The 17,087-nt window shown below is 65.4% G+C and carries 17 protein-coding genes; 12 read left to right on the top strand and 5 right to left on the bottom strand.

Translation table 11 applies throughout. From position 1 onward, the window contains the following. The first annotated feature begins 46 nt into the window (after positions 1-46). Entirely contained in the window at positions 47-1,684 is a 1,638-nt protein-coding gene (locus P9255_RS07175) for an ATP-dependent helicase (RefSeq protein WP_309766262.1), read from the top strand. Between the two features lie 44 nt (positions 1,685-1,728). Then, positions 1,729-3,573 (top strand): ATP-binding protein, encoded by a 1,845-nt coding sequence (locus P9255_RS07170; RefSeq protein WP_309789284.1) that lies wholly within the window; start codon positions 1,729-1,731, stop codon positions 3,571-3,573. An 18-nt stretch (positions 3,574-3,591) separates the two neighbouring features. Here P9255_RS07170 and P9255_RS07165 read toward each other — a convergent pair whose 3' ends face one another. Both P9255_RS07165 and P9255_RS07160 read right to left on the bottom strand, forming a co-directional pair. Beyond that, positions 3,592-4,446, bottom strand: a complete 855-nt coding sequence (locus P9255_RS07165; protein ID WP_309766259.1) for a helix-turn-helix domain-containing protein — start codon at positions 4,444-4,446, stop codon at positions 3,592-3,594. Between the two features lie 189 nt (positions 4,447-4,635). Continuing rightward, on the bottom strand, positions 4,636-5,313 hold the full coding sequence (locus P9255_RS07160) for a TetR/AcrR family transcriptional regulator (protein WP_309766257.1): 678 nt from the start codon (positions 5,311-5,313) through the stop codon (positions 4,636-4,638). A gap of 158 nt (positions 5,314-5,471) precedes the next feature. Between P9255_RS07160 and P9255_RS07155 the strand changes: the two genes are divergently transcribed. Next, complete coding sequence (locus P9255_RS07155; RefSeq protein WP_309766255.1) at positions 5,472-5,990, top strand: DUF6622 family protein; 519 nt, start codon at positions 5,472-5,474, stop codon at positions 5,988-5,990. A gap of 58 nt (positions 5,991-6,048) precedes the next feature. Here P9255_RS07155 and P9255_RS07150 read toward each other — a convergent pair whose 3' ends face one another. Further along, on the bottom strand, positions 6,049-6,252 hold the full coding sequence (locus tag P9255_RS07150) for a cold-shock protein (protein ID WP_040052162.1): 204 nt from the start codon (positions 6,250-6,252) through the stop codon (positions 6,049-6,051). Between the two features lie 78 nt (positions 6,253-6,330). Further along, positions 6,331-6,579, bottom strand: coding sequence for a hypothetical protein (locus P9255_RS07145; protein WP_309766254.1), 249 nt, complete (start codon positions 6,577-6,579; stop codon positions 6,331-6,333). Positions 6,580-7,059: 480 nt separating this feature from the next. Here P9255_RS07145 and P9255_RS07140 point away from each other — a divergent pair, with 480 nt between their 5' ends. Genes P9255_RS07140 through P9255_RS07125 form a run of 4 tightly spaced genes read left to right on the top strand, consistent with a single transcriptional unit; the run spans position 7,060 to position 11,155 of the window. Beyond that, entirely contained in the window at positions 7,060-7,821 is a 762-nt protein-coding gene (locus P9255_RS07140) for an SDR family NAD(P)-dependent oxidoreductase (protein ID WP_309766252.1), read from the top strand. Positions 7,822-7,846: 25 nt separating this feature from the next. After that, complete coding sequence (locus P9255_RS07135; RefSeq protein WP_309766251.1) at positions 7,847-9,166, top strand: MFS transporter; 1,320 nt, start codon at positions 7,847-7,849, stop codon at positions 9,164-9,166. A 17-nt stretch (positions 9,167-9,183) separates the two neighbouring features. Continuing rightward, on the top strand, positions 9,184-10,362 hold the full coding sequence (rhmD, locus tag P9255_RS07130) for an L-rhamnonate dehydratase (RefSeq protein WP_309766250.1): 1,179 nt from the start codon (positions 9,184-9,186) through the stop codon (positions 10,360-10,362). 10 nt (positions 10,363-10,372) lie between these two features. Continuing rightward, the gene (locus tag P9255_RS07125; RefSeq protein WP_309766249.1) at positions 10,373-11,155 is read left to right on the top strand and encodes an SDR family NAD(P)-dependent oxidoreductase; all 783 of its coding nucleotides are present in this window, start codon (positions 10,373-10,375) and stop codon (positions 11,153-11,155) included. On the opposite strand, the gene P9255_RS07120 is transcribed toward P9255_RS07125, so the two are convergent. Further along, positions 11,142-12,098 carry a LysR family transcriptional regulator gene (locus P9255_RS07120; RefSeq protein WP_309766248.1) on the bottom strand — a complete coding sequence of 319 codons (957 nt, stop codon included), beginning with the start codon at positions 12,096-12,098 and terminating at the stop codon, positions 11,142-11,144. The genes P9255_RS07125 and P9255_RS07120 overlap by 14 nt on opposite strands. Positions 12,099-12,283: 185 nt before the next feature. Here P9255_RS07120 and P9255_RS07115 point away from each other — a divergent pair, with 185 nt between their 5' ends. The 5 genes from P9255_RS07115 to P9255_RS07095 are packed head-to-tail and all read left to right on the top strand — an operon-like array spanning position 12,284 to position 17,071. Further along, complete coding sequence (locus P9255_RS07115; RefSeq protein ID WP_309766247.1) at positions 12,284-12,598, top strand: L-rhamnose mutarotase; 315 nt, start codon at positions 12,284-12,286, stop codon at positions 12,596-12,598. A 25-nt stretch (positions 12,599-12,623) separates the two neighbouring features. Then, positions 12,624-13,514 carry an amidohydrolase family protein gene (locus P9255_RS07110; protein WP_309789283.1) on the top strand — a complete coding sequence of 297 codons (891 nt, stop codon included), beginning with the start codon at positions 12,624-12,626 and terminating at the stop codon, positions 13,512-13,514. Positions 13,515-13,519: 5 nt separating this feature from the next. After that, entirely contained in the window at positions 13,520-15,034 is a 1,515-nt protein-coding gene (locus P9255_RS07105) for a sugar ABC transporter ATP-binding protein (RefSeq protein ID WP_309766245.1), read from the top strand. Further along, entirely contained in the window at positions 15,034-16,074 is a 1,041-nt protein-coding gene (locus P9255_RS07100) for an ABC transporter permease (protein WP_404980293.1), read from the top strand. Before P9255_RS07105 ends, P9255_RS07100 begins: the two co-directional genes overlap by 1 nt. After that, entirely contained in the window at positions 16,067-17,071 is a 1,005-nt protein-coding gene (locus P9255_RS07095; protein WP_309789282.1) for an ABC transporter permease, read from the top strand. The genes P9255_RS07100 and P9255_RS07095 overlap by 8 nt, the downstream gene beginning before the upstream one ends. Positions 17,072-17,087 lie beyond the last annotated feature (16 nt).

Below are 17,087 nucleotides of genomic sequence, written 5' to 3'. Positions count from 1 at the left end.
CACAGCAGGCGCACGCGACGCCTGATCCTCACGCCAAAGGTAACGCATGGCCCGAATCGTTCCCGACGACTGGAAGAACCTCGAAGCGACCGGCGCCGCCGCGCGCGAACTGGAAACGCTCACGCTGCTCGAAAGACTGCCCGACGACTACACGGTCTATCACGGCGTTCACTGGACGCGCATCAACGAAGGCTTCTCCGTCTTCGGCGAAGCGGATTTCGTCGTCGTCGCGCCGTCCGGCCGCGTGCTGATGATCGAGATGAAAGCCGGCTTCCTGCGTGAAACCAGCGCGGGGCTCGTCAAGGTTTATCTGCAGAAGGAGCGCAATGTCGCCATTCAGCTTGCGCGCACGCTGGAGAACCTGCATCGGCGCTTCACCGCGGCGTTCGGGGCGGGGACGTATCGCATCGAGGAGCTGCTGTATTGCCCGGACTACACGGTGAAGGACGCGGCGATCGCAGGCGTGCCGCCCGGGCGAATCGTCGATGCGAGCCGCAAGGCGCAACTCGCGCGCGTCGTGCTGGAGATCCTTCCGCCCGACGAGCCGCGCTTCGAAGCCGCCGCGCGCATCCATCACTTTCTCGCGGATGAACTCTCGCTCACGCCCGATACGAACGCGCTCGTCGGCGCGGCCAATACGCTCGTCACGCGTCTGTCGGGCGGTCTCGCGACGTGGGCGCGCCGGCTCGAATTCGAGCCGTTCCGTCTGCGCGTGATCGCCACCGCGGGCGCGGGCAAGACACAACTGGCCGTGCGCGTCATGCGCGATGCGCTCGCCGCCGGCAAGAGCGTGCTGTACGTCTGCTTCAACCGGCCGCTCGCGGACCATATCCGCGCGATTGCGCCGAAGGAAGCGAAGATCGCGAACTACCATCAGCTGAGCGCGGCGGTCGCGCGCGATGCCGGCAGTCCGCCCGATTTCAGCCAGCCCAACGTCTTCACGACGCTCGAGGAGCGCTTCGCCGCCGTGCCGGTCCCGGACCACTGGAAGACGGATGTGCTGATCGTTGACGAGGGCCAGGATTTTCATGCGGCGTGGGTCGAATCGCTGGAACGGCTGCTCAATCCGGACGGCGCGTGGTGGTGGCTCGAAGACCCGATGCAAAACCTCTATCTGCGCGAGCCGGTTGCGCTGCCCGGCTGGACGATCCTGCGCGAAAGCACGAACTATCGCAGTCCGCGCGACGTGCTCGGGTTCATCCGCAAGATCGTCGGGCCGAACGTGCGGGTCGATTCGGGCAGTCCGTTCGATGGCTCGGATGTCACCGTGTCCACTTACGAGGACGGCCATCCGGAGGAAGTCATCGAAGCGACCAAGCGGGCGATCACGCATGCGCTGTCGCTCGGCTTCCGCAAGCAGGACATCGCCGTGCTGTCGTTTCGCGGGCGCGAGGGTTCGGCGCTGACGGCCGTCGATCATCTCGGACCGCATCGGCTGCGCGCGTTCACCGGCACGTACGATCTCTTCGGCAATCCGGAGTATCGGGAAGGCGACGTGCTGCTCGAATCGATCTATCGCTTCAAGGGGCAATCCGCGCCGTGCGTGATTCTGACCGAAGTCGATTTCGATGTCCTCGACGATCAGGCCGCGCGCAAGGTCTTCGTGGGCGCGACGCGCGCGACGATGAAGCTGATCGTGGTCGCGTCCGAGCGCGCGGCGCGCGACATCGACGCGCTCGGCTGATCGGCTGATCCGCATATAGCACGCGACGCCCGCAACGATCGCATATGGCCATCACCCGCACCGACTCTCCGCTTCGCACGCCGACTGCGCGTCCGTGGCTGCGCCGGCTCTGGTATGCCGTGATGCTCGCGCTCGCGGTGGCGCCGCCGTTCGGCGTCGTCGGCTACATGGTGTATTCCGGGCTCGTCGCGCGCGAGACGCATCATCTCGTGATGCCCTACGAAGGGCTCTACTGGGACGCCGCGCAGTTGCAGATCGCGTATGAGCGGTTCGAGACGCAGGTGCTGCTCTTTCGCAATGGCATCGACGAAGACGGCGACGCCGTGCGCGAAAGCTATGCGCGGCTGCTAGGACGCCTGAACGACGCCTCCGATAACGCGCACACGCCCGAAGGACACGAAGCGCTGCTCGCGCGTCAGGACGAGATTCTGCGGCAGCTGCGCACGGCGCTCGGTTCCATCGAATTCGACGTGCAGAACATCAGCGGCGAACGGCAGCGCACGTTGCGCATCATTGGCGTGCTGCGGCAGAACGCGCCCGCCGTTTCGGAACTCGCGAGCGGCCGGCGGCTCATGGACGCCGCCGAGCACGAGGCGATCCGCTACGACTTCCAGGCGAAGCGCCGGTATCTGATCTATAGCGGCATCCTGCTCGGCCTGCTGTCGGCGGGGGCGACTTCACTGCTTCTTTTCAACGGCTACCGGCGCACGCGGCTGATCGAACAGCAACGCGCCGCGCTCGCCGCCGAGCATCAGGCGACGCGAGCGGCGCGCGAGGCGGGCGTCGCGAAGGACACCTTTCTCGGCATGATCAGCCACGAACTGCGCACGCCGCTGCACGCCATCGTGTCGTCGATCGAACTGCTCGGGCTCAACCTGCGCAACGAGGCGGACCGCAAGATCATCCAGCGGCTGGAGACCGGTGCGCGTCATCTCGAAGCACAGATGCGCGATCTCACTGACTACGCGCGCCTCGGCGCGGGCAAGCTCGAACTGCGCATGGCCGTGTTCGATCCGGTGGATCTGCTCGAATCCATCGTGGATGCAAACGCGCCCGCCGCGACCGCCAAAGGCCTGCACTTGCACGGCGACTACGTGGGCAAGCGCGGGCCGCTCGAATCGGACCCGCATCGCGTGCGGCAGATCGTGACGAATCTCGTCACCAACGCAATCAAGTACACGGATACCGGTTCCATCGACGTGCATTTCGCGCGCTCGGACAAGCGCCTCGACATCACCGTCAAGGACACCGGCCCGGGCATTGCGCGAGAGCAGTTGCCGCTGATCTTTCAGGAGTTCACGCAACTGGACTCGTCCAGCACGCGGCGTTTCGACGGCGCCGGCATGGGCCTCGCGGTCGTGCGCGGACTCGTCGAACTGCTCGGCGGGAGCATCGAGGTATCGAGCGAAGTGGGCGAGGGCGCGGCGTTCCGCGTGAGCTTGCCGGCGGTGGCGGTCGAACGGATGCCCGAGCCCGGCGAATACCATGCCGATGCGCCCGGCTCGCGCAAGTCGCGCGTGCTCGTCATCGACGATCACGAGGCGATCCGCGAATCGCTGATCGAGATGCTCACGCATCTGGGCTACTGGGCCGTCGCCGTGCCGGATGTCAACAGCGCGCTCGCCTGGCTGCGCGCCTATGACGCCGACGTGATCCTCGCGGACCTGCACATGCCGGGCAAGGACGGGTATTCGTTCGCGAATGAATATCGCGCGCGCACCGCGCCGGGCGGCAGCGTGCCGATCATCGCGGTGAGCGCATACGTGCCGGAACTCGTGGACCCGAGCGCGTCGGTGCTGTTCTTCGACTATCTGCTCAAGCCCGTGCGATACGAAGTGCTGAAGGCTGCCGTGCATCGCGCGGCGACAGCGCGGCGGCGCGCGGCCTGATGCGCCGCGCGTGCGGTCTCAGGCGCGCAGCAGCCGCTTGGACAGATCCGCGACGAGAATGCCGAGCCGCGCGGGTTTCTCGAAGCACGTGACGTTGTAATCGCGGATGATCTGGCTGATCTCCGACTCGCTCGCCTTGCCCGTCATCAGTTCGCCCGTCAGGACGAACACCGGCGCATCGGGGTTGTCCGACTCGCGCACCGCCTTGATCGCGCCCGCGGACGTATGCGCGCCGAACAGCCAGTCGATGACCACCGCATCGAACACCTGCGACTGGAGCGCGTCGAGAAACGCGTCGAGGCCGTAGAAGGCCATCGCGGTGAAGCCGGTCATCTCCAGATAGTCGTGGAGGTTGTCGGCGGACGCGTGATCGTCGTCGACCACGGCGATGATCGGCTTGTCCGTATCCGCGCGGCGCGGGAGGATTTCGATCTTGTGGACGTCGCAGGCTTCCTGCAGCAGCACGCCTTCGTGACGCGTCACGACCCAGCGGCCGTTGACCTTCTGCGTGATGAAATCCGGCCGCGTGCCGGGCTCGAGCGCATTGCCGATCCACGCGGTGCACGGAATCTCGACCACACCGAGCTTAAGCACGGCGTCGTGCGGCGCGCCTTCGGTGTCGTCCGGGCGCGCGTCGATGGCGTCGAAGAGCTTGAGCGCGGGTTCGTCGAAGGCGTCGGCGACGCGGCGAATCTGCGCGATCGTCCACGGACTGTTGCCGCGCAATTTTCTGTGCCCCTGCGAAAAGCTGAGGTCCAGAATGCGGCACAACTCGGCTGTCTGCTGCCGTTTGCCGATGCCGTGACGGCTCATGAGCTCGCGCACGCGCTCGGCGACGGCGAGCGATTCTGAAGATGACGTTTCAGTGACCATGCTGCCAGGCGAGTGCTGTAGGTGGCGGCGCGAAGTGGCGCCGGGGCGCATCGCGGGCACGCGGCCGATGCGCAGTAAACGCTGATTGTAAACGTCGACGCATCCTGCCTGAAAAAGCGAAACGGCCAGACCTCCGATATTACGCGCCGCTGACAGTCGATGGCGTACGCTGCCGCGCACTGCGAGCGATCACAGGTCGTCGATGACCGCATCGACGAGTTCGCGCGGCGTCCCGAATGCGCCGGTAGCGGCGGCGAGACCGTCGAGACGCTTGTCGATCAGCAGCGAGGCCAGGCCGTGCACATAAGCCCAGGCGGACGCCATCGCGATGGCCTGCGCGCGTGCGGTCTGGCCGAACGCGCTCGTGCCTTCATCGACATGTGTCACAGGCTCATCGGCGGATGCGGTCTCGAAGACGCCCGCCAGGCCGCGCGCCGACATCCGCCGCGCCTCGACCAGTGACGGACGGTTCGTGTCGAGCAACTCATTGCGGGACATCAGGCGGAACAGGTCGGGATTCTCGACGGCGAAATCGATGTAGCCGTGTGCAATGGCGTGTTGCCGCTCGCGGTCCTCGCCGGCTGCGGCCGCGCGATGCGCCATGAACTGCGCCAGCCGCCGATGCCCGCTCGCGGCAAGCTCGCTGAGCACGCCGGCGGTATCGCCGAAATGATGCTGAGGCGCCGTGTGCGATACCCCCGCTTCGCGCGCGATGGCGCGCAGCGTCAGTCCCCGCAGGCCGTCACGCCGGAGCACCGCTTCGGCGGCGTGCAGCAACGCGTCGGGCAACGACCCGTGGTGGTAGGGGTGCGGCGTCGATTTGATCGCGGGACGGCCGCGTTTGCGCGCAACAGGAGAATTCTGCATAGGAATGGAAAGTCGTGAGCCGATCAATCTTTACAATGTAAATTTATGTTGACGCACGGTCGTTGCAAAGTCAAAATCTTTCCAACGTAAAGATTGACCGGCGACGCGAAGGCGCAGAGCCGGCGAACCATTTACCGCATCATTCATGGAGAACGATCATGTCTTTCGCAGCGATTGTGTCGGGAACGCCGGTCTGGGTCTGGATTCTTCTGGCAGTGCTGGTTTCGCGCGGCCTGAAGGCGATGAAGGGCGGCACGGCGCCGCTCTCGAAACTGGCTATCGTTCCGGCTTTATTCGCCGGATGGGGCCTGTTGCACGTCTTGACGGGGCCGGCCGCAGGGGCCGAGACGGCGCTGATGTGGTTCGTCGGCGGGCTCCTCGGCACCGGCGCTGGCGTGGTGCAGGCGAGGGCGAGCGGACTGAGCGTCGATCGCGTTCGGCGGACGGTGACGCTGACGGGATCGGTCGTGCCGCTTGCGCTGATTCTCGTGACGTTCGCGTCCAAGTTCTGGATCGGCGTCGAACTGGCGACGAGCGCATCGGTAGGCGTCGACTCGATGTTCGTCGTGCTGAACGGACTCGTGTCGGGCGTGGTTGCCGGGATATTCGCGGGGCGTTTCCTGATCTACTGGCTGGCGTTGCGTCCGGCGGCAGCGCCCGCCCTGGACCGCGCCTGACCGTCGAAAAAAAGCCGTGAGGGTTTTCGCCCTCACGGCTTCTGTTTGGTGCGGCCGATTACTGCGGCTGAATGTTCGCGGCCTGCAGACCTTTCGGGCCCTGGCGCACTTCGAACAACACCTTTTGATTCTCCTGCAGCGACTTATAGCCGTCCGCGCGGATTTCCGAGAAATGCGCGAACACGTCGGGCGTGCCGTCATCCGGCTTGATGAAACCGAAGCCCTTCGTGTCGTTGAACCATTTCACAGTGCCAGTTGCCATTGCTTCCTCTTCTTCTGCAGCGTTGAGCGGGGGATGTCCCCGCGTGATGGATCGATTTCAGTTTGTTCGACGTGCGCGTCACGCCATTGCGGCTTCTTCGGGCATTTCGTCGAGCAGGGTGGCGAGCTGGCTGTCCGAATCGCGTCCGCTGAATTCGCGCAAGGTCGCGAGGAGCGTGCGCCACGGCGCGGGCCAGCGCGTTTCGCGCACGCATCGGCCGGTGCTGGCATCGGTGATTCGGAGCAACGTGGTGTCGGGAAAGTAAGTCAGGGTGACGGGCATGCCGTCGAGAACACAGGTCGCGGTACAGGCTTTTGGTTTGAACATGCTTTTTTGGTCGATAAAGTCGCTGTGATTCAGCGGTGCGTCGCTTAGAGCAACGCCTGTGCCTGACGGGCACGTGCACGCCGTCCATCGAAAGAATTCGAACTTTCGATTCACTTTGTTGAAAGAAGTATTGTCGACTTGGCTGTCAATTAAACGAAGTTACCGTTTTATACTGCGATGCAACATGCATTGGAGATTATGTTCGTCGCGCTTCTTCTTTTGTGTCCCGTCGGCATCGCTGCGCTTTTTGCCTTTGCGCTCTTCGCCGACAAGGTTTTTCACGACGCCCGTCTTCCGAAACCGCCAGCCCTGCTCGTTCCGCAGGTGCCACGTCGCCTCAAGGTACGGCGTCGCTGACGGCGGTCCGATCCGGTTTCGCTATCGAACGATCGCCCTTTCGAATTGTTGCGTTATTGCTCCCGGTCTATAGTGCGTTGTCACGGCACGTAGCCGATGCAGAACAACGACAGGAGACAGGGCATGAACCGTATCGATCTGGCAGGCCGCAGTGTCGTCATCACCGGTGGTGCGCGGGGCATCGGCCTCGCGGTTGCAGAGCGCGCGCTGGCGTCGGGCGCGAACGTCGCGCTGTGGGATCTCGACGCCGAGCGGCTGCAGCGCACGAGCGGGGAACTCGCATCGAAGAACAAGGAGCGCATCGTCAGCGACGCCGTCGTCGAACTGACCGATGAAGCCTCCGTCGAAGCCGCCGTGCAGAAGACGCTCGCCGCGCACGGGAGAATCGACGTGCTCGTGAACAACGCGGGCATCACGGGCGGCAACGGCACGACGTGGGAACTCGCCCCCGACGTGTGGCGGCGCGTGATCGACGTCAATCTGATCGGGCCGTTCCTCACGTGCCGGGCCGTCGTGCCGCACATGCTGAAGGCGGGCTATGGGCGCATCGTCAACATCGCGTCGATCGCGGGCAAGGAAGGCAATCCGAACGCCTCGCATTACAGCGCGTCGAAAGCCGGGCTGATCGGCCTCACCAAATCGCTCGGCAAGGAACTGGCGGGTAAAAACGTTCTCGTCAACGCAGTCACGCCGGCTGCCGCCAAAACCGAAATCTTCGATTCGATGTCGCAGCAGCACATCGACTACATGCTCTCCAAGATCCCGATGAACCGCTTCCTGATGCCGGAGGAAGCGGCATCGCTCATTCTCTGGCTCTCGTCAGAGGACTGCGCGTTCAGCACGGGCGCGGTGTTCGATCTGTCGGGCGGACGCGCGACTTACTGATCCGCACGGTTCACCGGAGAGAGACATGGAACATTCCGCATCGGCGGAAGGGGCGGTCACGTCTCGCGTGATGCGCCGTCTGCTGCCGTTCCTCTTGCTGATGTACGTGCTGGCGTTCCTCGACCGCGCGAACATCGGCTTCGCGCAGAAGGCGCTGCAACAGGACACCGGGCTCACGAACGCCGCGTTCGCGTTCGGCGCAGGCGTGTTCTTCGTCGGCTACGCCATCTTCGAAGTGCCGAGCAACCTGCTGCTGCATCGCGTGGGCGCGAAGCTGTGGATGTGCCGCATCATGGTCACGTGGGGCATCGTTTCGGCGGCGATGGCTTTCGCGCATTCCGCGACCACCTTCTATGCGCTGCGCTTTCTCCTCGGCGTGGCGGAGGCCGGCTTCTTTCCCGGCATCGTCTATTACCTGACGCGCTGGTTTCCGCAAGCATCGCGTGCGCGGGCGCTCGGCGTCTTCTATTTCGGCGCGCCGCTCGCGTTTATCTTCGGTGCGCCGCTTTCGGGGCTGCTGCTCGATCTGCACGGCATGTTCGGGCTCAAGGGCTGGCAGTGGCTCTTTCTCGTGGAAGGACTGCTCGCGTCGGTCGTCGGGGCGTGGGCGTTCTGGTTTCTCGACGACGACCCGGCTCGCGCACGATGGCTCACGCAGGAACAGCGCGCACTGCTCGTCGCGCGTCTCGCGGATGACTCGCGCCAGGCGTCGTCGCACGGACCGAAGAGCGTGCTCGCCGCGCTCGTCGATCCACGCGTGCTCGTGCTGTGCTGCGTGTACTTCCTGATCCAGGCGGCGGTGTATGGCGTCGTGTTCTACCTGCCTCAACAGGTCTCGGCGCTGCTCGGCACGAAGGTCGGCTTTCGGGTCGGGCTCGTGACCGCGCTGCCGTGGATCGCGGCGGTCGTCGTCACGTGGATCGTCCCGCGCTATGCGGATCGCACGTCGAAGCACCGAAGCTGCGCCGTCGCGCTGCTCGTGATGTCCGGTGTGGCGATCGCCGTGTCGGGCATCGCGAACACGCCGGTCGTTTCGCTGATCGCGCTGTGTTGCGCCGCGAGCGGATTCATCGCCGCGCAGCCGCTTTTCTGGACCTTCCCCACGCGCTACCTGACGGGCGCAGCGGCCGCCGCCGGCATCGCGCTCATCAACTCGCTCGGCGGACTCGGCGGATTCTTCGCGCCGATGGCCCGCACCGCCGCCGAAGCCGCGTTCCATTCGACGAGCGCCGGTCTGGCCGTGCTCGGCGCGGCGAGCGTGCTGGCCGCGCTCGTCATCGTCGCGCTGGTGCGCGTGCCGCAGCGTCATCCGATTCCGGGCGGCAAGGCCGCCAACGCATCCTGATCAGAAGGAGACAAACGATGTCCATGCCGACCATCAAGCACGTGCGCGCCTTTACCGTCCGCGGCGGCGGCGCCGATTACCACGACCAGGGCGCCGACCACTGGATCGACGATCACGTCGCGACGCCGATGGCGCGTTACCCGGAGTATCGGAAGAGCCGGCAGTCGTTCGGGCTGAACGTGCTCGGTTCGCTCGTCGTCGAGATCGAAGCGAGCGACGGCACCGTCGGCTTCGCAGTGACGACGGGCGGCGAGATCGGCGCGTTCATCGTCGAGAAGCATCTCGCGCGATTCCTCGAAGGGCAGCGCGTGACGGACATCGAAAAGATGTGGGACCAGATGTACAACGCGACGCTCTATTACGGGCGCAAGGGCATCGTGCTCAATGCCATATCGGGTGTCGATCTCGCGCTGTGGGACTTGCTCGCGAAGGTGCGCGAGGAGCCGGTGTTCCAGTTGCTCGGCGGCCCGGTGCGCGACGAACTGCAGTTCTACGCGACCGGCGCGCGTCCCGATCTGGCGAAGGAGATGGGCTTCATCGGCGGCAAGATGCCGTTGCAGCACGGCCCGGCGGAAGGCGAGGAAGGGCTGGCCGCGAACATCGCGAAGCTCGCCGACATGCGCGCGAAAGTCGGCGACGACTTCTGGCTGATGTTCGATTGCTGGATGTCGCTCGACCTGAACTACGCGAAGCGTCTCGCCACGGCGGCCCACGAATACGGCCTGAAGTGGCTCGAAGAAACGCTTCCGCCCGACGACTATTGGGGCTACGCCGAACTGCGCCGTTCCGTGCCGCGCGGCATGATGGTGACGACGGGCGAACACGAAGCGACGCGCTGGGGTTTTCGCATGCTTTTCGAAATGGGCTGCGCGGACCTCGTGCAGCCGGACGTCGGCTGGTGCGGCGGCATCACGGAGCTGATCAAGATATCGGCGCTCGCCGATGCGCATAACGTGCTCGTCGTGCCGCACGGATCGTCGGTGTACAGCTATCACTTCGTCGTGACGCGGCACAACTCGCCGTTCGCGGAGTTCCTGATGATGGCCCCGAAAGCCGACGAAGTCGTGCCGATGTTCAACCCCTTGCTGCTCGACGAGCCCGTGCCCGTCAACGGCCGCATGAAGGTGCCGGAGACGCCGGGCTTCGGCGTGCGGCTCAATCCGGAATGCGCGCTCACGCGCCCTTACACCCACTGACGAGGCGCTCATGCTGCTCGAAAACAAGGTCGTGATCGTGACGGGCGGCTCGCGCGGCATCGGCCGGGCGATCGCGCTCGCCAGCGCGCGCGAAGGCGCGAACGTGGCGATCAACTACTGGCGCGACAACGATCAGTCTTACGGCAAGGCATCGGCGGTGGAATCGATCGTCGGCGAGATCGAGGCGCTCGGGCGGCGCGCGATTGCGGTCGAAGGCAATGTCGCCGAACGCGAGACGGGCATCGAACTGGTGCGGCGCACCGTGGACGCGTTCGGGCGCGTGGACGTGCTGTCGAGCAACGCGGGCATCTGTCCGTTCCACGCGTTTCTCGACATGCCGCCATCGGTGTATGAAACCACGGTCGCGGTGAATCTGAACGGCGCGTTCTATGTGACGCAAGCGGTCGCGAACCAGATGAAGTCGCAAGGCACGGGCGGCGCGATCGTCGCGACGAGTTCGATCAGCGCGCTTGTCGGCGGCGGCATGCAGACGCACTACACGCCGACCAAGGCGGGCGTGCATTCGCTGATGCAGTCGTGCGCGATTGCGCTCGGGCCTGACGGCATCCGCTGCAATTCGGTGATGCCCGGCACCATCGCGACGGACCTGAACGCCGGCGACCTGTCCGATGCGGACAAGCGCGCCTACATGGAGAAGCGCATTCCGCTAGGACGCCTCGGCGCACCCGACGATGTCGCGCAATGCGTGGTGTTTCTCGCCTCCGACCGGGCGCGCTATGTGACGGGCGCATCGCTGCTGGTGGACGGCGGCTTGTTCGTCAACCTGCAGTGAGCGCAAGCGACGCCGCCGAGTACTTTCGAAGCAGCGCGATGAAGTATTCGGCCGGCTCGCTCAGCGTTTCGGATTTGCGTCGCAAGAGGCCGAAACCCGACAAGCTCTTGCCGATCTCGATCGGCAGTTCCGCAAGCAATCCCGCGCGCAGGTAGTCGCGCACGACGGACTCGGGGAGCATGGCGACGGCGTCGCTGTTCTGCAGCAGTTGCAAGGTGGCGAAGATGGACGCGCATTCGACGATATCGGCGGGCGTCGTGAGTCCCGCGCGCGCGAGCTCCTCTTCGAAGAGGCCGCGCGCGGGGCTCGTGATCGGCTGAAGAATCCACGGCCAGCCGACGAGCGTATCGAGCGCGAGCGATGTCTTCGCCGCAAGCGGATGCGTCGCGCGCACGACGAGGCGCATGGCTTCGCGTGCGAGCGGCTCGAAGTCGAAGTCGTTGTGTTGCAGGGGCGTGGTCAGCCGGCCGAGCGCGAGATCCACTTCGCGCCGATGCAGCAGCTGCACGACCTGATCGCTGGTTTCGCCGAGAATGCGCACGTTCAGGAGCGGGCGCTCGGACTTCAGTTCGGTGACGGCCATCGCGAGCACGTCGGGCGCGGCGCCCATGATCGCGCCGACGGTCAACTGGCCGTGGCCGCCGCGCCGCTTGTTGTCGAGATCGTCGGCGAAGCGCGTGAGATCCGCGAGCGAGCGCCGCGCGTAGGCGAGCGCGGCGGTGCCAAGCGGCGTCGGATGCATGCCGCGCGCGTTGCGCTCGAAGAGCAGAAAGCCGAATGCTTCCTCGATGTCCGCGAGCATCCGGCTCGCGCTCGGCTGCGCGACGTTGACGGTGTCGGCGGCCTGATGAAGATTGCGCGTGTCGTCCAGCGCGACGAGCAGCGCGAGGTGCTTGAATTTGAGGCGGTTGACGAGCGATATCTGGGAGACGTTCTGATTCATTTGGCTGTCCGGATGATGCAACGCAACGCAGCAACGTATAGAAGATAAGCCGACTCGTGCGATACGCTTTTGCGATCGGCCAATCCTGCTTTCGAATTGTCGTGTTATCGGTCGGCGAATTATAGTCGCAGCACAACGCGCCTCGACACACGTGAAGGCGCACAAACATAAGAAGGCGGGCCGCCATGGAGACAGTGGCATTGCGCATGACCCTGAAGCCCGGCATGCGCGAGGAATACGAACGGCGCCATCGCGAGTTATGGCCCGAACTGGCCGATGCCCTGCGCGCCGCAGGCATCCGCGATTACCGCATCTTTCTCGACGAAGCGACGGGGCATCTGTTCGCCGTCTATCAGCGCACGGCTTCGCATACGGTCGATGCGCTGCCCACGCTGCCGATCATGCGCAAATGGTGGGACTACATGGCGGAACTGATGGACACGCACGCGGATCACGCGCCCGTCGCGGTACCGCTCGTGCCGGTGTTTCACCTTCCCTGAAGCGCATCGCTCACGAGGAACCATCATGCAGGTCGTCGATCCGCATATCCACTTGTGGGACCTTTCCACGCATCACTATCCGTGGCTCGCGAATCCGCAAACATCGTTCGTGGGCGATGCGCGCGAGCTGAAGCACGACTACTTGATGCGCGACCTGCTGCGCGATGCGGGCAGCGTCGCCGTGCTGAAAGTCGTGCATGTCGATGCGAATCACGACCCCGCCGATCCGGTGGAGGAAACGCGCTGGCTGCAAGGCATCGCCGATGGAGAAGGGCGCGGCATGCCCGACGGCATCGTGGCGGGCGCGGATTTATCGGCAGACAACGCGCCGCAAGTGCTCGAAGCGCACGCGGCGTTCGCGAACACGAGAGGCATTCGCCAGATCCTGAACGTGCACGACGATCCGCTCTACGACTATGTCGGACGCCATTACATGCACGAGCCGCAATGGCGCCGGCATTTCGCGCTGCTCGAACGTCATGGCCTGTCGTTCGATCTGCAACTGTATCCATCGCAGATGAGCGATGCGGCGGCGCTCGCCCGCGAGCATCCGGGCACGCAATTCATCGTCAATCACGCGGGCATGTTCGTGGATCGCGCATCGCCTTCGGGGTATCGCGCGTGGCGTGAAGGGATGCGGACGCTGGCCGCGTGCCCGAACGTCGCGGTCAAGATCAGTGGCCTCGCGATGTTCGATCACGACTGGACCATCGAGAGCTTCCGTCCTTACGTGCTCGAAACCATCGATACGTTCGGCTGCGAGCGCGCCATGTTCGCATCGAACTTTCCGGTCAACCGGCTCTTCGGCTCGTACACGGCGATATGGAACGCGTATGCGCGCATCGTCGCCGATGCGAGCGAGAGCGAGAAAGACGCGCTTTTCGTGCGCAACGCCGAGCGCATCTATCGCATCTAGGAGACATGGCGATGACCCCCAGACTCGAACTGAGGCACGCGAGCAAGGCGTTCGGCCGCGTGCGCGCGCTCGGCGATGGCAGCCTGCAACTCTTTCCCGGCGAAGTGCATGCGCTGCTCGGTGAGAACGGCGCGGGCAAGTCGACGCTCGTGAAACTGCTCGCGGGCGTGTATCGGCCCGATGCGGGCGAGTTGCTCGTCGACGGCGCCGCGCGCCGCTTCGCGACTCCCGCCGAAGCGCGCGATGCAGGCATCGCCGTCATCTATCAGGAGCCGACGCTGTTCGCGGACCTGTCGATCGCGGAGAACATCTACATGGGCCGCCAGCCGCGCGACCGGCTCGGGCGCATTCGCTACGACGAGATGCATCGCGAAGTGGACGCGCTGCTCGCATCGCTCGGCGTGAACCTGCGCGCGCAGAGGCTCGTACGCGGGCTGTCGATTGCGGACCAGCAGGTCGTCGAGATCGCGAAGGCGCTGTCGCTCGATGCGAACGTGCTGATCATGGACGAGCCGACCGCCGCGTTGTCGCTGCCCGAAGTCGAGCGCCTCTTCGCCATCGTGCGCGCGCTGAAAGAGCGCGATGTCGCGATCCTCTTCATCACGCATCGGCTCGACGAAGTCTTCGCGCTCACGCAGCGCATGACGATCATGCGCGACGGCATGAAGGTCCACGACGCGCTCACCGCCGACATGACCATCGACGCGATCGTGAGCCGGATGGTCGGCCGCGATCTCGACACGTTCTATCCGAAAGCCGACGTCAGGCCCGGCGACGTGCGGCTCGCGGTGCGCAACCTCACGCGCGAGGGCGTGTTCAGAAACGTTTCCTTCGATGTCCGCGCGGGCGAGATCGTCGCGCTCGCGGGTCTCGTCGGCGCGGGACGCAGCGAAGTCGCGCGCGCGATCTTCGGCATCGATCCGGTCGATGGCGGCGAGGTCGTCGTCGCCGGAAGCAAGCTCGCGTTGGGCAAGCCAGCGGCGGCGGTGCGCGCGGGCCTCGCGCTCGTGCCGGAAGACCGCCGCGCGCAAGGACTCGCGATGGAGCTGTCGATTGCACGCAACGCATCGCTCACCGTGCTCGGCCGATTGATGCGTCACGGCCTCATCTCGGCGCGAAGCGAATCGACGCTCGCCGCCGACTGGGGCAAGCGCCTGCGCCTCAAAGCCAGCGATCTCGATGCGCCCGTCGGCACGCTGTCGGGCGGCAATCAGCAGAAGGTCGTGCTCGGCAAGTGGCTGGCGACGAACCCGAAGGTGCTGATCATCGATGAGCCGACGCGCGGCATCGACGTGGGCGCGAAGGCGGAGGTGTATCGCACGTTGGCCGAACTGGTGAAGGAGGGCATGGCCGTGTTGATGATTTCGAGCGAATTGCCGGAAGTGCTCGGCATGGCGGATCGCGTGCTGGTGATGCACGAAGGCCGCATCAGCGCGGACATCGCGCGCGCCGAGGCGAACGAGGAGCGGGTGATGAGCGCGGCGCTGGGCGCGTCGCCCTCGATGGGGCACGCAGCATGATGACGAGACACTCTCCGGCCATGCCCGCGATGCCGCCCGCCGAAACGAAGCGCGACAGCCTCGCCGTATCCATCGCGAAGAGCCGCGAACTGACGCTCTTCATCGTGCTGCTCGTGCTCGTCGGCGCGACGGCCGCCGTCAAGCCCGACTTCCTGAATCTGCAAAACCTGCGCGACGTATTGCTCAATGTGTCGATCATCGGCTTGCTGACGGCGGGCATGACCATCGTGATGCTGATGCGGCACATCGATCTGTCGGTCGCGTCGATCGTCGGCGTGAGCGCGTATGCGGTCGGCAGTCTCTTCGTGATGTTCCCGCAGATGCCCGTGCTCGTCGCGATGGTCGCGGGCGTCGGCGTCGGCCTGGCCATAGGCGCAGTCAACGGCGCGCTCGTCACCTTCGGGCGCGTGCCGTCGCTCGTCGCCACGCTGTCGACGCTGTACATCGTGCGCGGCGCGGACTATGCCTGGGTTCACGGCGGACAAATCAACGCGACGAGCCTGCCCGATGCGTTCGCCGCGATCGCGACCGGCGCGCTGTTCGGCGTGCCGAATCTCGTGTTGATCGCGCTCGCCGTGCTGGTCGCGCTGTCGGTGTATCTGAAGCAGTATCGCGGCGGGCGCGAGCACTATGCGATCGGCTCGAATCCCGAAGCGGCGCGGCTCGCGGGCATCCGCGTGGATCGCCGCGTGATGATCGGCTTCCTGTTGTCCGGCGCGATAGCGGGGCTTGCGGGCGTGCTGTGGCTCGCGCGCTTCGGCACCGTCGACGCCAGCACGGCCAAGGGCATCGAGTTGCAGGTGGTCGCGGCGGCGGTCGTCGGCAGCGTCGCGATCACGGGCGGCGTCGGCACCATCGCCGGGGCGACGCTCGGCGCGCTCGTGCTCGGCGTCATCAACATCGCCCTCGTGGTGCTGCGCGTGTCGCCGTTCTGGCAACAGGCGATTCAGGGCGCGCTGATCGTCGCGGCGATCACGCTCGATACCTTGCTCGCGCGTTCCGTCGCGCGCCGCATGATGAGGAAACGCGATCATGGCTAAGCCCGATTCCGCTTTGTCCACGGCGAAGCGCCGTCACGTGCAGTGGGAAGCGATGCTCGTCGTCGTGCTCGTGGTCTCGCTCGCGGCCGGACGCATGCTGTCGCCGATGTTCCTCTCGTCCGCGAATCTCTCGAACATGCTGGCGGATTTCACCGAGATCGCGCTGATCGCCTTGCCGATGACGCTCGTGATCGTCGCCGCGGAGATCGACTTGTCGGTGGCGTCGGTGCTCGGCGCATCGAGCGCGCTGATGGGCGTGCTGTGGCACATGGGCTTGCCGATGCCGCTCGTCATCGTCATCGTGCTCGCGTTCGGCACGCTCGCGGGACTGCTCAACGGGCTCGTGATCGTGCGCTTCGGCCTGCCGTCGCTCGCGGTCACCATCGGCACGCTGGCGCTCTTTCGCGGGCTGGCTTACGTGCTGCTCGGCGATCAGGCAATCGCGGATTTCCCCGCGTCGTACACGGCGTTCGGCATCGAGACCGTCGCCGGTACGTTTCTGCCGATGCCGTTCGTGCTCGTCATCGCGGGCGCGATCGTCTTCACGGTCCTTCTGCAAGCGACGCCGTTCGGCCGCAGCCTCTATGCGATCGGCGCGAACCCGACGGCCGCGCAGTTCTCGGGCATCGACGTCGCGAAGACGAAACTCCGGCTTTTCATGATGTCCGGCGCGATGGCCGCGCTGGCGGGCGTCGTCTATACGCTGCGCTTCACGAGCGCGCGCGGCGACAACGGCGAGGGCTTCGAGCTTTCCGTGATCGCGGCGGTGCTGTTCGGCGGCGTGAGCATCTTCGGCGGACGCGGCTCGATGATCGGCGTGCTGTTGTCGCTCGTGATCATCGGCGTGCTGCGCAACGCGCTGACGCTCGCGGACGTATCGAGCGAAACGCTAACGATCGTGACGGGCGCGCTGCTGCTGTCGTCCGTGCTGATACCGAATCTCGTCGCGCGCTGGCGGGCGGCGCGCGAGAAGCGCCTGATGGCGCAGTTGCCCTGAAGGCGTGCCGCGCCCG

The organism is Caballeronia sp. LZ019 (assembly GCF_031450825.1).
In the GTDB taxonomy this organism is placed as follows: Bacteria; Pseudomonadota; Gammaproteobacteria; order Burkholderiales; family Burkholderiaceae; genus Caballeronia.
Note: the sequence above shows the minus strand (reverse complement) of the source record. Positions and strands in the feature narration are given on the sequence as shown.